Origin of the sequence: Actinomyces sp., assembly GCF_030530635.1 — a bacterium.
In the GTDB taxonomy this organism is placed as follows: Bacteria; Actinomycetota; Actinomycetes; order Actinomycetales; family Actinomycetaceae; genus Actinomyces.
Genome location: NZ_JAUMUL010000016.1, coordinates 17,715 through 31,511, shown reverse-complemented (window position 1 = coordinate 31,511; position 13,797 = coordinate 17,715). Strand labels below are relative to the sequence as shown.

13 protein-coding genes are annotated in these 13,797 nt (G+C 70.2%); 6 read left to right on the top strand and 7 right to left on the bottom strand.

From position 1 onward, the window contains the following. Nucleotides 1–13: 13 nt before the first annotated feature. The 5 genes from Q4A20_RS05815 to Q4A20_RS05795 all read right to left on the bottom strand — a co-directional run bounded on the left by Q4A20_RS05815 (nucleotide 14) and on the right by Q4A20_RS05795 (nucleotide 5,413). Nucleotides 14–1,378 carry a MoxR family ATPase gene (locus Q4A20_RS05815; RefSeq protein ID WP_303121241.1) on the bottom strand — a complete coding sequence of 455 codons (1,365 nt, stop codon included), beginning with the start codon at nucleotides 1,376–1,378 and terminating at the stop codon, nucleotides 14–16. Between the two features lie 226 nt (nucleotides 1,379–1,604). Next, entirely contained in the window at nucleotides 1,605–2,564 is a 960-nt protein-coding gene (locus Q4A20_RS05810; RefSeq protein ID WP_303121240.1) for a DUF2993 domain-containing protein, read from the bottom strand. Beyond that, entirely contained in the window at nucleotides 2,561–3,406 is an 846-nt protein-coding gene (locus Q4A20_RS05805) for a hypothetical protein (RefSeq protein WP_303121239.1), read from the bottom strand. The genes Q4A20_RS05810 and Q4A20_RS05805 overlap by 4 nt, the downstream gene beginning before the upstream one ends. Before the next feature lie 169 nt (nucleotides 3,407–3,575). Continuing rightward, nucleotides 3,576–4,586, bottom strand: a complete 1,011-nt coding sequence (locus tag Q4A20_RS05800) for an FHA domain-containing protein (RefSeq protein ID WP_303121237.1) — start codon at nucleotides 4,584–4,586, stop codon at nucleotides 3,576–3,578. Further along, complete coding sequence (locus Q4A20_RS05795; protein ID WP_303121235.1) at nucleotides 4,583–5,413, bottom strand: PP2C family serine/threonine-protein phosphatase; 831 nt, start codon at nucleotides 5,411–5,413, stop codon at nucleotides 4,583–4,585. The genes Q4A20_RS05800 and Q4A20_RS05795 overlap by 4 nt, the downstream gene beginning before the upstream one ends. Before the next feature lie 148 nt (nucleotides 5,414–5,561). Here Q4A20_RS05795 and Q4A20_RS05790 point away from each other — a divergent pair, with 148 nt between their 5' ends. The 4 genes from Q4A20_RS05790 to Q4A20_RS05775 are packed head-to-tail and all read left to right on the top strand — an operon-like array spanning nucleotide 5,562 to nucleotide 10,859. After that, entirely contained in the window at nucleotides 5,562–6,857 is a 1,296-nt protein-coding gene (locus tag Q4A20_RS05790; RefSeq protein WP_303121233.1) for a hypothetical protein, read from the top strand. A gap of 58 nt (nucleotides 6,858–6,915) precedes the next feature. Beyond that, complete coding sequence (locus tag Q4A20_RS05785; protein WP_303121231.1) at nucleotides 6,916–8,268, top strand: MFS transporter; 1,353 nt, start codon at nucleotides 6,916–6,918, stop codon at nucleotides 8,266–8,268. Nucleotides 8,269–8,303: 35 nt separating this feature from the next. Next, a complete protein-coding gene (locus Q4A20_RS05780; protein ID WP_303121230.1) occupies nucleotides 8,304–9,638 on the top strand; it encodes a glycosyltransferase 87 family protein in 1,335 nt (444 codons plus the stop codon). Between the two features lie 9 nt (nucleotides 9,639–9,647). Beyond that, nucleotides 9,648–10,859 carry an App1 family protein gene (locus Q4A20_RS05775; RefSeq protein ID WP_303121228.1) on the top strand — a complete coding sequence of 404 codons (1,212 nt, stop codon included), beginning with the start codon at nucleotides 9,648–9,650 and terminating at the stop codon, nucleotides 10,857–10,859. Nucleotides 10,860–11,066: 207 nt separating this feature from the next. Here Q4A20_RS05775 and Q4A20_RS05770 read toward each other — a convergent pair whose 3' ends face one another. Next, nucleotides 11,067–11,930: a VIT family protein gene (locus tag Q4A20_RS05770; RefSeq protein WP_303121227.1), complete on the bottom strand. Its 864-nt coding sequence runs from the start codon at nucleotides 11,928–11,930 to the stop codon at nucleotides 11,067–11,069. A gap of 154 nt (nucleotides 11,931–12,084) precedes the next feature. On the opposite strand from Q4A20_RS05770, the gene Q4A20_RS05765 reads away from it, so the two are divergent. Then, complete coding sequence (locus Q4A20_RS05765) at nucleotides 12,085–12,402, top strand: YtxH domain-containing protein (RefSeq protein ID WP_303121225.1); 318 nt, start codon at nucleotides 12,085–12,087, stop codon at nucleotides 12,400–12,402. A gap of 18 nt (nucleotides 12,403–12,420) precedes the next feature. Here Q4A20_RS05765 and Q4A20_RS05760 read toward each other — a convergent pair whose 3' ends face one another. After that, nucleotides 12,421–12,717, bottom strand: a complete 297-nt coding sequence (locus Q4A20_RS05760) for a hypothetical protein (RefSeq protein ID WP_303121223.1) — start codon at nucleotides 12,715–12,717, stop codon at nucleotides 12,421–12,423. A 150-nt stretch (nucleotides 12,718–12,867) separates the two neighbouring features. On the opposite strand from Q4A20_RS05760, the gene Q4A20_RS05755 reads away from it, so the two are divergent. Then, nucleotides 12,868–13,785, top strand: coding sequence for a cation diffusion facilitator family transporter (locus Q4A20_RS05755; RefSeq protein WP_303121221.1), 918 nt, complete (start codon nucleotides 12,868–12,870; stop codon nucleotides 13,783–13,785). Nucleotides 13,786–13,797 lie beyond the last annotated feature (12 nt).

Below are 13,797 nucleotides of genomic sequence, written 5' to 3'. Positions count from 1 at the left end.
GCCGGCAGCATCCTCAGGGGGCGGGGACGGCGGCGAAGATCGCGTCGATGATCGACTCCGGTGCGATGTCATCGGCCAGGGCGTCGTAGGTGAACACCAGGCGGTGACGCAGAGTCGGATAGCGGAGCAGGCGCACGTCATCGGGGGTGACGTAGGTGCGGCCGGCCTGCAGGGCGACGGCCTGGGCGATCTTCATCAGGGCGATGCCCCCACGCGGGGAGGCGCCGACCCGCACATGCCGCTCCAGTCCGGGAACGGGCCGGGGACCACCACCACGGGAGGTGTTGACCAGGGCGACGATGTAGTGCTTGATGACCGGGTCGACGTACACCCGCTGGGCGGCGCCCGCCAGCCATTCGACGTCAGCGGTGGAGATGGGACGGGTGCGGATGGGCTCCTCGAAGGCCCCGTTGGAGATGCGGTCCAGGACGTCAGCCTCCTCCCCCGGCTTGGGGTAGGTGAGCACCTCCTTCATCAGGAAACGGTCCATCTGCGCCTCGGGCAGGACGTAGGTGCCCTCCTCCTCAATGGGATTCTGGGTGGCCAGCACCATGAAGGGCTGTGGCAGCGGGTAGATCTCCCCGCCGATGGAGGTCTGCCGCTCTTGCATGGCCTCCAACATGGCCGACTGGGTCTTGGCGCTGGAGCGGTTGATCTCATCCAGCAGCACGATGTTGGCGTGGACCGGGCCGAGCTGGGTGGTCATCTCGCCGGTGGCGTAGTTGAGGACCTGGGTTCCGACGATGTCGTTGGGCATCAGGTCGGGGGTGCACTGGATGCGGTGGAAGGATCCGGAGACGGCGGCCGCGAGTGTCTGGGCGGCGGTGGTCTTGGCCAGTCCGGGGACGGATTCCAGGAGGATGTGCCCGCCGGCTATGAGGGTGGAGACCATGGCCAGGCGCAGCTGGTCCTGGCCGACGACACGCTGGGAGAAGATCTGGGTGACGCGCCCCAGCAGCTCACCGGCCCTTTCCACGTCAGCACGCGGGGACGCGTTGGAGCGGGAGATCCGCTCGGCCTCGCGCTCGAGTTCGGCTGAGGACGGCAGTGACTGGGTGCCGGGGTAGCCGGCGTCGACGGCGGTGCCGGTGGGGTTGGCGGTACGCCGCGCGCGGCGGCCGGAGCCGGAGTGGGCGGGGACGGGCGGAACCGCTGGAGGGACGGACGGTGGTACGGCGGGCGACTGCGGGACTGCGGGGACGGCCGCCTGGGCGGACCTGGGGGACGCGGCCGGCGCGGCCGCTCCCGCGGGGGTCGTTCCCGCAGGGGCGTTGACGCCGGCAGCGGTCCAGCCGCCCGGGTTGGAGCCGATACCCGAGGTGGAGCCGGTGCGCGACGCGCTGGGGCCGAGTCCCGACGGATCTGGCTGATTGCTCATTAATCTCCTCTGGTTCTCCCCGGACCGCCCGCCCAAGGCCAGGCGCCGCAAGCACGCTGCAAGAACACTGTCTCGGGGAGGCTACACGAGCCACCTGGACGTTTCACCGCACTGTGGTGGGAACTACTCCCCACCCGCACCGTCCCCACCCACCTCCTTCGCCGAGTTCGGTAGAAGTTACGTGCCGAGTTCGGTAGCTATAGCGGCAGTGCGCGCGCGGCGCCGACTACCCGTCCGCCAGTGTGATGTCGTTGCCGACCAGACTCACACGCACGCCGTCGCGGGCTATGTAGGCCCGGGAGAGCCTCATTCCGGCGGGCAGCGCATCGATGCCAACCTCAATGGTGGAGGAGGACAGCCCGAAGTGGGACAGCACCGAGGGCATCGCGAACATTCCCTCACCGTCCGGATCCACATCAATGTTCATCCCCGCCACACGCACCCTGACGATGTCCAGCTCCAGACCACCGGCATCGGTCACTTCCGGCTCAATGGTCAAGGACGCCTGCAGTCCCAGCACGGTGTTGGTGGTCGCCGTGACCCGCCCCGGCTCGGCGGCGGAGCCGTAGGTCTCGGGGGTTATCGTCAGCTCGGGGGCGTCGGGGACGGCCGCGGCAACGATCCGCTCCAACTCCTCGAAGCCGATCACGCCGGAGGCGTCCACGTGGCCGACCCGATAGGGCGCCCGTATACCCACGTCGGTCAGATTCACGCCGACATCCGTCAGTTCCAGGCCGGTGACCGCAGCCAGGCCGGAATCCGCGGCGCCGGTGTCGGAGGGGTCCGCGGCGCCATCCGCGCCGTCGGATTCGATGGTGAGGGTGTCGGCGCGGATGCTGAGCGTGTCAAGCCGGTTCCTGAGCACTTGCGGCAGGAGCGGGCCCTCAGTGCTGATGGCGGCCTCAGTCGACAGTCCGGGAAGCGCTGCGCGCACAGTCGGGTCGACTTGCGAGCGCACGTAATGCTCGGCACCCACGAGGCCGCCCCCGGCCAGGCATACGAGGGCGAGCAGTCCCGCAAGCACTCCCCGACGGCGTCGCCGGGGTCGTGAGCGCCCGCCGGAGGCGGCCTTATCGTCACCTGCGGCGGGACCGGCATCGCCGGAGTCTGCGCTGCCGACCTCGGGCGCCCCGAACACCACCGCCTCGAATTGAGCGTCGGGCGCGTCCGGGGCCGAGTCGATCATGCATCCTCCTCGGCCCGGCCCGCGTCCTGAGGCGGCACCTGAGCGGTGTCGATGCGCGCCTCGCCGCCCGCGGGCCGCTCGGCGGCGGCCCGACTCGCCCGGTACTCCTCGTCCAGCAGGGGCAGGTCATCGGCGGTGACCGTCAGGGTGGACACCGCGTGCTCGACGAGTGCCGCCCGCCGGTTGGAGGCGACGCCGCCGGAGCGTCCGCCGCGCAGCCCACGCACGCCGACCCGGTCGAGCTTCTCGCACACGTTGTCGAGCTTGCGGTTGAACTTGGTCAGCGACCAGCCCAGGCGAGCGGCGGCCGACGCCGAGGACGGGATCTGCGCCGAGCCGGTGCCGGCCCGCTTGAGCACCGGCTCGGCCAGGGCCAGGATGAGGAGGCGCTGAGAGCGGGTCATGGGGGTGGCTCCGATGGTGGTCTGACCGCGGGACTCGCGCACCCCGTCGATGCCGGTGAAGCGTCCGGTCTCGGCGGTTATCAGGTCGATCTCGTAGGTGGTAGGCCCGGCGGAGAAGGTCAGGATGACCCGGGGGAACACCAGCGGCATGCTGGCTCCGGGGGCGAGCCGGGACTGGACCAGACCGTCGCCGTCGGTAAGCGTGGCGGACAGGTGCGATCCCTCGTTGACGATCCACCACAGACCGGAGTCGTGGCGCAGCACCAGGAAGCGGCGGTGCAGGTAGGGGTTGTCGTCGATGTCGAGGTCGCCACCGCGGCCGATGACGAAGGTCTCATCGGTGCCCACGCGGTAGACCTCCCCGGAGAAGTCGAGGACCAGCTCGTCGGGGCGGTCGGGGTCGACCTCGGGCAGCTCGGTCCAGGTCAGGTCGCTCATTCGATCCTCCGCTTCCTCGCACATCGGCTGACTGCATCGACTAACAACAGCGTAACGGATAGCGGAGCCCACCGCCCCGTCCTACAGGTGCGTAAAGGCTCCGATTGGCGTATTACAGCGGCATCTGCGCGCCCGTCGACGCGCCCGACCACCGGCACCTCACGGCGAATCACAGCGCCGGGTCGACGCGCAGAGTCACGCCGTCGCCGACGTCGAGCAGGTCCCCGACCAGCAGCGGTGTCGGCAAGGCACTGGCCAACAGCACGGGGGGTGTTTGCGGGCGCACCAGAACCGTGCCGTTGGCGGAGCCGAGGTCGCGGGCGAGCAGGTTCCAGCCGGCCACGCTGATCTCCAGATGCGAGCGGGAGATGAAGTGGGTGGGACTGGGCACGGCCACCAACTCGGCGGTCGTCTCGGTGCCGGGGCGGGCCTGAGGCGCGCGGCCGACGACGACGTCGCCGCGCACGGGTACGGCCTGTCCGGTGGACACAGTCAGGACCGCCAGAACCGGCCGGGGCACCTGTCTGATCTCGCCGGTGAGCGGGGCGACACACGCCTGGCAGGCGACGGCGTCGGGCGGGTTCGGGTGCCCGGCGGCGCAGATGGCGGCGGGGATCAGCGGTACCGGCGCCTCCGACTGTATCGGGGCAGTGGCCTCGGCCAGCGCCTCGGTGGCGCTGGCCGAGGCCTGCGTGGCGGCGACAGCGTCCCCGTCCGTGCCGGTGGCCTCCTGATCGGTGTCCGCGCCGACTCCCGCTTCGGCAGCCGGTGTCGGAGGCGGTGGCGGGGCCGGGTTCGTGGCCTCCGCGCTCGGAGCTGGTGCAGACCCGCGGCGCCGACGCCTGCCGGAGCCGGGTGCCGGTTCGGGATGCGACAAGACGGCGAGCGGTGGGCGCGGATCGACGACGGTCTCCTCCGCATCCTCCCCCCAGGCACCGGTCTCCGGCAGGGCCACGTAGTCGGGGTCCACCCACACCCCGGTCTTGACCAGCCCGGTGCCGTCGGGGCGCTTCGGGGGCTGCTCGTCGGCCGCGTCCGCCCGCGCGCCCCGGTCATCGGGCCCGCCGAGCGCGGCCAGTACGCGCTCGCGCACACCCGTCGGCGCCCGTGCCGACAGGATCGCGGTGCCGTACCTGCCCACCACGGTGATCTCGTCCCCCGGCTCATCATCGGCGCTCATGGCGTCTCCTGCGGCAGATCGACGACGACGGCGGTGACATTGTCGTGTCCGCCGGCCTCCAGCGCGGCGGCCACGGCCGCCTCGGCGGTGCGCTGCGCCCCCAGGCCGGAACCGAGGACGGTGGCCAGGGCGTCGTCGTCCAGTTCATCACTCAGGCCGTCGGAGCACACCAGGATGCGGTCGCCGCGGCGCGCCTCCACCTGATGCAGTTCGGGGTAGGCGTCCTGGTCGAGACCGGCACCGAGCGCCCGGGTGACCACGTTGCGACGCGAGTCGAAACGCGCCTGGGCGGGAGTCAAGTGACCGGCGTCGATCAGGTCCTGCACCTGGGAGTGATCGTGAGACAGCTGGGACAACAGGTGGTCACGCAACAGGTAGACGCGCGAGTCGCCGACGTTGAAGGCGATCCAGGTCGGCTCGTCCTCCAGTTCGGCGAGTACGACTCCGGCGATGGTGGCGCCGGGTGGATTGGCCGCATGCGATGGGATCGCGGACACCGCCCGGCCGGCGGCGAGCACGGAGTCGACGACGGCGGTCCGGTCGGTTATCCGCCTGCCCGCCAGCGGCAGCATGGTGTTCAGGGCGGTTCGGGTCGCGGCCCGGCCGGAGACATGGCCGCCCATGCCGTCCACGACGATGAAGGCGGGCGCAATCGCCAGGTAGCCGTCCTCGTTGACACTGCGGACTCGACCGATGTCCGTGGCCGCACCGACCACGGTGCGCGCGGACGGCCCACCGCCCTCCGGTGGCTGCGGCGCAACTACGGCGGCGGTTTCCGCCGAATGGTCGAGATCGACCGGGTCGACCAGCTCGCTGGCCTCTTGCATCGGCGCCTCCTCAAGGTGCAGGTTTGTGGCCCTGACGATACCGGGCGGGCGGCCGAACCGCCCTCTCAGGTAAGCTCAGGGTTACCGTTACCGACGGCGGCCCGCGAAGACGCGCGGGCCGAGCCCACGCAGTCGCAAAGGATCCAGCATGTCCCAGCCTCAGGACGACCTCGTCGCACGGGCGAGCGACCCCAATGCGGAACTCACGACCCTGCACGAGCTCGCCAACAATTACCCGGGGCTGCGCCCCTATATCGCCGAGAATCCCCGCACTTACCCGGCGCTGTTGGAGTGGCTCGGCACGCTGGGGGATCCCGCCGTCGACGCCGCCCTCGCGCGCCGCAATGCCTCCGCAACCACGCAGGCCATGAATCCTGCGCAGGCGCGGGCGGCCATGCAGGCCGCCGCGGCCGAACCGGTCGGCGCCACCGCACAGCCGCCCGCCACCGACCCGGGTACACCCCTGGATGCGGCGAAACTCACGCAGGCCGTCCCCACCGGACCGGATGCGGGCCTAACAGCGCAGGCCGACGCGGCAGCGCCCACGCAGGCCCTATCCCAGGCCGACGTCAGGCGCGCAGTCACCCCCGAGCGACGCCCCATTATGGAGGGGCACCAGGCCGCCCGTGACGCGGCACCGCCCACCGGCCACACCTATCAGCAGCCCCCGCAACAAACCGCCTACCAGCAGCCGGCCTACCAGCAGGCACAGCCGGCGTACCAGCAGCCGGCCCAGCCCCAGGTCTCCTACCAGCATGCACAGCCGGCGTACCAGCAGCCGGCCCAGCCACCCCAGCGGCCGGCCGCCGGCAACCAGGGAGTCTTCGGCGTCGGCGCCCCCGAACCGGAGGAGCGGCGCAGCAGCAGCCGGTGGCTGTGGATACTCGGCGGCATCGCCCTGGTGCTCGTCGTCGCCCTCATCGTGTGGTACCTCAGCTCGGACCACGGCGGATCGCAGTCCGAACCCGCCGAGACCACACAGGCCGCGGCCCCCCGCACTCCCGCCACCGCCCCGGCACAGACCACCGAGGCGAACCCATCACCGACACCCACCCCGAGCGCGTCCCTGAGGCTGACCGCGCCCGCCCCCGATGACGCCATCGAGATGAGCGCCTTCACCACGCCGTCGGGCAACATCAGCTGCGTGCTCGGCGACGAATCGGTATCCTGCACCATCGCCGAGCACGACTTCGTGCCCACCGACAGCTCCTGCAACAACTCCAATGCACAAGCCTTCACGGCTTCCGTGGGCACCGACGGTGAGGCGACTGGCAGCTGCTCCGTCTCCTTCTCCGCCACGGGCGCATCCCTGAGCTACGGAGCGTCGGCGAAGAACCATGCCTTCGCCTGCACCTCCACCGAATCCGGGATCGACTGCTGGAGCCAGGTGTCGGGCAACGGTTTCCGGCTCTCGCGCTCCACCGCGGACAACACCCGCCGCTGACCGCACCGGCCGTCATGACCAACTGAAACTCATCGTCCTTAAACCGCGTCAGAACTGAATGTCCACCACCTACGGCACCATCCTGCGCCGTCCCGGCGCCCTCGGTTTCTCCAGCGCGGGCCTGATCGCCCGCTTCCCCATGTCCATGGTGGGTATTTCCACCATCCTGGCGGTCCAGGAGCTGTACGGCAGCTACTCGGCGGCGGGGACGGTGTCCGCCGCCAACGTGGTTGCGGTGGCCGTCGGCGCGCCGGCCCTGGCACGGCTGGTCGACGCCCACGGACAGTCCCGGATCATGCTGCCGGCCACGCTCGGCTCGGCCGCGGCACTGATCGGACTAGTGGTCGCCACGCAGATGCGCGCCCCGCTCGGCGTGCTGCTGGTGCTCTCGACACTGGCCGGCCTGCTGGGCGGCTCCTTCGGCTCTCTGGTGCGCTCACGTTGGACCCACGTGCTCGACACGCCCGAACAGATACACACCGCCTTCTCCCTAGAGGCCGCCTTCGACGAAGTCGCCTTCATCATCGGACCGGTGCTGGCCACCGTACTGTGCACCTCCCCGGCGCTGCCCGCCACCAGCGGCTGGATCGCCGCCGTCGCGCTGCAAGTGTGCGGTGGCTTGTGGTTCTTCTCCCAGCGGGCCACCGAGCCGGTACCGCAGCGGCGCCGTCGTCGCAACGGCGCCCGTGCCCAAACGCGCCACGATCCGGTACACGCGCTGAGCCCTGAACCGGCGGCCGCAGCGCACAGCGGGCAGCCGCGGCCGGTGCTGCGTCACGGCGCCGTCGTGGCTGTGATCGCCGTGTTCCTGGCCTCCGGCGCCATGTTCGGCGCCAACGACGTCGCCGCCGTCGCCTTCGCCACGGAGCTGGGCATGAAGTCGGCGGCCGGCACGGTGCTGGCCGCCTGGGGGGTCGGCTCCTTCACGGCGGCGCTCGTCTACGGCTCGCGCGCCTGGCACCGGCCCCTGTGGCAGCAGTTCCTGCTCGGAACGACAGCACTGGCGGTGGGCGCCTCCACCCTCATGTTCGCACCGAACCTGCTGGTTCTGGGAGTGCTCATGGCACTGACCGGCATGGCGATCGCCCCGACGATCACCACCGGCAACTCGATCACCCAGGTGTCGGTGGCCCCCTCACAGCTGACCGAGGGGCTGGCGTGGGTCGGCACCGCCATGAACATCGGGGTCTCGCTGGGCTCCTTGCTCGGCGGCCATGCGATCGACGCGGCCGGCAGTCATGGCGGCTACCTGTTGGTCGCCGCCATGGGGTGGATCGCCGTCGTCATATGCCTGATCGGGCTGCGCGCACTCCGGCGGGCCCGCCCGCACCACAGCCTGCCCACGGGCACGTCGGCCGGCGGCGACAGCGAAGCCGACACAAGCGACGCCGGCGCAGGCCACTCCGGCTGACCGGCCTGCCGCCGACCCCGCCATACACTGCGCGCGTGGAGTCCCTCAAACGCGCACTCACATCACCGGCAGCGGCCCTGATCGGCTGGGCGGCACTGACCCTGTCCATATACCCGACCCTGTGGGGCAAGGACGGCACCCCCACCTTCAAACTCGACGCCTGGATCTACCATCACGCGGTCGCACAATGGCAGGCCGGCGGAGACCTGTACGACTGGTACGCCAACCCCGACCAGCACCTGTGGCCCTTCACCTACACGCCCTTCGCCGCCTGGGCCTTCACGCCCCTGACCTGGTGGCCGGACCGGGCCACCCAGGTGGCACTGGTGGTGGCCACGCCGGTGTGCACCGCGATCACCGCATGGGCCGTGACGCGAGCCCTGGGAGCGGCCGGCCAGGTCGCCTGGGGTGCGGCCCCGTGGCTGGCGCTGGGCTCGGTGCTGGTACTCGAGCCGATCCCCAAGTCCATGGAGTACGGCCAGATCAACGCGGTGCTCATGGTGCTGGTGGCCCTCGACCTGCTGGTGGTGCCGCCCGCCTCGCGGCTGCGCGGCGCACTCTCCGGCCTGGCGGCCGCCTTCAAGTTGACGCCGGCGATCGCGGTGCTGGTCCTGGTGGCCCGGCGCGAGTGGCGGGCCGCGGCGACCATGGCCGGCACGGCACTGGGGGTGACGGCGCTGTGCTGGGTCGCCTCGCCGCAAGAGTCGGCACGATTCTTCCTCTCCGCCATGTGGGACCCCTCCCGGGCGGGCTTCACCGACTACTCCGGCAACCAGAATCTCAAGGGTCTGGTGGCCCGCTGGCTGCCGGCACCGGCCTGGGACGGGGCCTGGGCACTGCTCGCCGTCAGCGCCGTCGGACTCGCCTGGCTGCTGCTGGTGCGACTTAATCGGCTGCGCCCGCCCCACCCGCACGAGCCGACCGTCTCCCCCCACCTGTCCGTTTCCGCACCACACAATGGGGGTGTCGTGGCGGTGCTGCAGCTCGCGGTCGCGATGACGCTGGGGCTGCTGATCTCCCCGATCTCCTGGTCGCATCACTGGGTGTGGTGCCTACCCGCCCTCATGGGACTGGTGGCCGCGGGCCTGGCTTGGAGGTCGCCGGCGCTGTTGACGACGGCGGCTGCCGGCGGGGCGGTCTTCGCCCTCGCCATGCAGTGGTGGTTCCCAGAGCAGAACCACGTCGAGCAGGACTGGCCCCTTTGGGCCACGATTGTGGGCTCGTCCTACACGTGGTGGGCCTTGACCGCCGGCGTGGTGCTTTGGCGTGTGGTCGGCCGCCGTATCGACCGAACTCGACACGTAACTTCTACCGAACTCGGCGGGGAAGTGGGGAGTCCGCCCCGAACATCACGGGCGATTCATCCGTAAGATGACCCCGTGCCGTTTTCCGACATCGTCCGCGCCGTCGAGGACCAGTTCCACCGCGACTCCATCCCCGTGCTCCGGCGCCGCGGCTGGCGTCCTCGGGTTATCCCCTACCCCGGCTACGGGTCGGCGGCGCCCGAGTCCTCTTCCGGGTCCGCCGCCGTGGGGTCATCCGGCACCTCCACCAACCGCCCGTCCCCGGCCCGTGCGGACGACGGCGGGCCCCGCGACATGGCGCGGGTGCTGGCCCGCATGGTCATGCGACCACCGAACGCTCCCAGCGAGGGCCCACTGTTCCAGCGGCTGCCGGAGGAGTTGCCGGCCACGCCGCAGGCTCTCGGCCGCCAGGCGGCCGAGAGCCTGTTGGAGGCGCAGCGCGGTTGGCGCATGTTCATTGACGTGCCCGTGCCCCATCTGCCGGTCACCGTCAGGCTCGGCGCCATGAGCGTGCGCACCCGCGCCGATCGGGAGGGGTATGTGGACGTCGTCGTGCGCGGGCACGGTCTGGCGTCCGGCTGGCACGAGGCGACCCTGGAGGCGGCGGGCGCGGTCGCGGTGACCACACGGGTACTCGTGGTTGCCCCGGGGCCGCGGCTGGGAATCGTGTGCGACATTGACGACACCGTCATGGTCTCTCACGTGCCCCGGATGTTCGTGGCCGCATGGAACCAGCTGGTCAAGCACACCTCGTCGCGCGAAGCCGTACCGGGGATGGCACAGCTCCTCACCGGGGTACAGGAGCAGCATCCGGGAGCACCGGTGATCTACCTGTCTACCGGCGCTTGGAATGTGGTGCCGACCTACCGTTCCTTCTTCGAACGCAACGGCTTCCCGGAGGGGCCGATGCTCATGACGGACTGGGGCCCCACGAACACGGGTCTGTTCCGCAGCGGCATTGAGCACAAGCGCACGGGGTTGCGGCGGCTCATGATCGATCTGCCTGAGGTGAAGTGGCTGCTGGTGGGCGACGACGGTCAGCACGATCCGTTGATCTACGGCGAGGCGGCACGCGAGCACTCCGACCGGGTGGCGGCGGTGGCGATCCGACGACTCAGTCCCACCGAGCAGGTGCTGGCGGGTACGCAGTTGACCCATCCCGCCGGGCTGGCGCCGGAGGCCCGGGCGCTGGCGGAGTCGGGGGTGCCGGTGGCAGTGGGAGCGGACGGATTCGAGCTGGCGCGTTCCCTGAGCCCGGAGGTTTTCGCCGCGCGGCTTCGGCGGTGACCCTCTCCCCGGCAGGCTCCGTGCCGGGGTCGAGCACACGCATTTCCGCCACGAGCACGAGTTTTTGAAGCTTTGCGGGTGTTTAGACCGTGTAGAACTACAAGACTCGTGTACTCGACAGTAACTCGTGTGCTTGGTGATGACTCGTGTGATCGATGCCGATCGCCAGACGACTGCCTAGACGACTTTCTAGACGGCGACACCTTTCTAGACGGCGACGCCGATCAGGTGGCCGATGCCCCAGGTGACGGTCATGGCCAGTGCGCCGCCGAAGATATTGCGCAGCACCGCGGGCCGGGCGGGAGCATCGCCGAGTCGGGCGGACACGGCTCCGGTGAGCGCCAGCCCGACCAGCACGGACACGAAGGTCAGTGGAATCTTCACACCCACCGGCAGCAGCAGAATCGCCAGCAAAGGCAGCATGGAACCGACGATGAAGGCCACGGCGCTGGAGAAGGCGGCATGCCAGGGGTTGGTGTAGTCGTCCTCGCGCAGACCGAACTCGACTTCCAAATGCGCCCCGACGGCGTCGTACACCGTCAATTCCCGCGCCACGCGCCGCGCGGTCTCCTCCGTCAGCCCCTTGGCACGGTAGTGGGCGGCCAGGGAGTCGACGCCGGCGCCCGGATCTGCCGCGAGCCGGGCGCGTTGACGATCCACGTAGGCGCGTTCAGTATCCGACTGGGTGGAGACGGAAACGTACTCACCGGCGGCCATGGATACCGCGCCGGCCAGCACGCCCGCTACTCCCGCCGCCATAATGGCGCCGGTATTGGTGGGAGTGGCGGCGGCGACGCCGATGACCAATCCGGCCACCGAGACGATGCCGTCGTTGGCGCCCAGGACCCCGGCACGCAGCCAGTTGAGCCGTGAAGCCAGGGCGGAGGCGCTCTCGGAGCCGCCCCCGGGAGGCGGCAGGTACCGCCGCGGGCGAGCCGTGAGCCACAACGCCGTCGGACAGGCCTCCGGTTCCCGACGGCCACCGACGCCGGCGGGGCCGAGCGCACCCGCTCCTCCCGGGCCGGACGGGCGACCCGAGTGGAAGGGATACGAGAGCTGCAACACACCCATGCTCTGAAGGTAAAACCAATCAAGTCGCTTGTATAGCAAAGATAGGTTTACCTGACGATCGCACTGCCAGCCCTCACCCAGCGCAGCCTCAGGGTGAAGCCGGTAGGGTTGTGAGCAGGGGCCGCGCCGGGCGGCACCCGTGCAGGAGGAACCCATGGCTAGCAAGCTCCCCTTCATCATTGGACTCGGTGCCGGCTACGTCCTCGGCACGCGCGCGGGCCGGGCGCAGTACGAGCGCATCAAGGCCTCGGCCACCAGGCTGGTGGAGCAGCCTTTCGTGCGCGACAGGGTCAACGCCGCCTCCAGCCGCGCCTCCAGCTTCGTGCGCCGACAGGGCGAGGTCGTTACCGACAAGGTGGCCGACGCCGTCAAGGAGCGCCTGTTCGGCACGCCCTCCGCCGCACCGTCATCCTCAGCGTCCTCGATCACCGTGGACGATGCCGAGGTCCGCCCCGTCAACCGGGCCGACTGACCCCGCAGTGGCCTCGCGCTAGGCCGCCAGAAGCCGCCGCGTCTGTCGGCGCGCATCGGCGAACACAACGCCCACCGCAACCACCAGCGTCAGCGCCCGCAAGCCGGCGCCGTACGGAATGAAGTTGACTGCCGGCAGGCCGTTCTCCCGGGTGACCCACACCTGGAGCATCCCCGGAATCTGCACCGCCTCACCGGTGCAGTAGGCGAGCAGGGCCACCGCCAGGCCCACAATCACCGTGACGACCAGGCCCACAATGAGTCCGCCGAACAGCACACACGCGAATCTGACCATGCAGCGAGTCGTTGCTGCCATGAACGGGCCTCCCAACATTCGCGCCGTCCCAGCGGGTCTGCGCCTCCGGCGTGCACCAGCCTGGCATCATTCCGTAGACGGCGCCTCCTCCATTCGGACTAGATACTGACGCGGCTTCCTCCGGACGGCCGATGTAGCCATACTCTGGGGGTGCCATCCTCGCGCTACGCCCCGCCCAAGGATCTGTCCGGTTACGCCTGGTTGTCCGCCGGGGCAGCGCTGGCCACCATCACCCTCAAGGCGCTTGCCTGGTGGCTGACCGGCTCGGTGGGGCTACTGTCCGATGCCGCCGAGTCCCTGGTGAACCTCGTAGCCGCGCTGGTTGCGGTAGTCGTTTTGAAGATCGCCATCCGCCCGGCCGACGCCGACCACCAGTTCGGGCACTCCAAGGCGGAGTACTTCTCCTCCGTGTGTGAGGGCGCCATGATCTTCGTGGCCGCCGCCTTCATCATCTTCTCCGCGATCGAACGCATCATCACCCCGGTCATGCCGGAGCGGCTGAGCCTGGGCCTGATTATCTCGGTGGGGGCCTCCCTGATCAACGCCGTAGTGGCCTGGGTGCTGCTGCGCAAGGGTCGGGCCGAGCACTCGGCCGCCCTGGTAGCCGACGCCAAGCACCTGCTCACCGACGTGATCACCTCCGCGGCCGTGCTGGCCGGGGTGGGGCTGGTCGCGGTGTTCCACTCCCCCGTGCTCGACGCCGTCGTCGCCCTCGGGGCCGGACTGAACATCATGTGGACCGGCTTCCAGCTGATCCGCGAGTCGGTGGCCGGCCTCATGGACGCGGCCCCGGACCGGGAGGCCCTGGAGCGGATCAACGCCGTCTTGGATGAACGCCGCCGCGAGGGCTTAGTCGACTTCCACGCTGTGCGCGTGCGCGAGGCCGGCAGCCGCCGCTTCGCCCATCTGCACGTGCTGGTGCCGGGAGCCTGGACGGTCAAACGGGGCCATGACTACACCGAGGCGCTCATCGACGAACTGGTGGCCGCCGACCCCAGCCTGCGGGTCTCGGCGCATCTGGAGCCGATCGAGGATCCGCTGTCCTACGCCGACGTCGAGGACGTCTGACGGCACGTACCC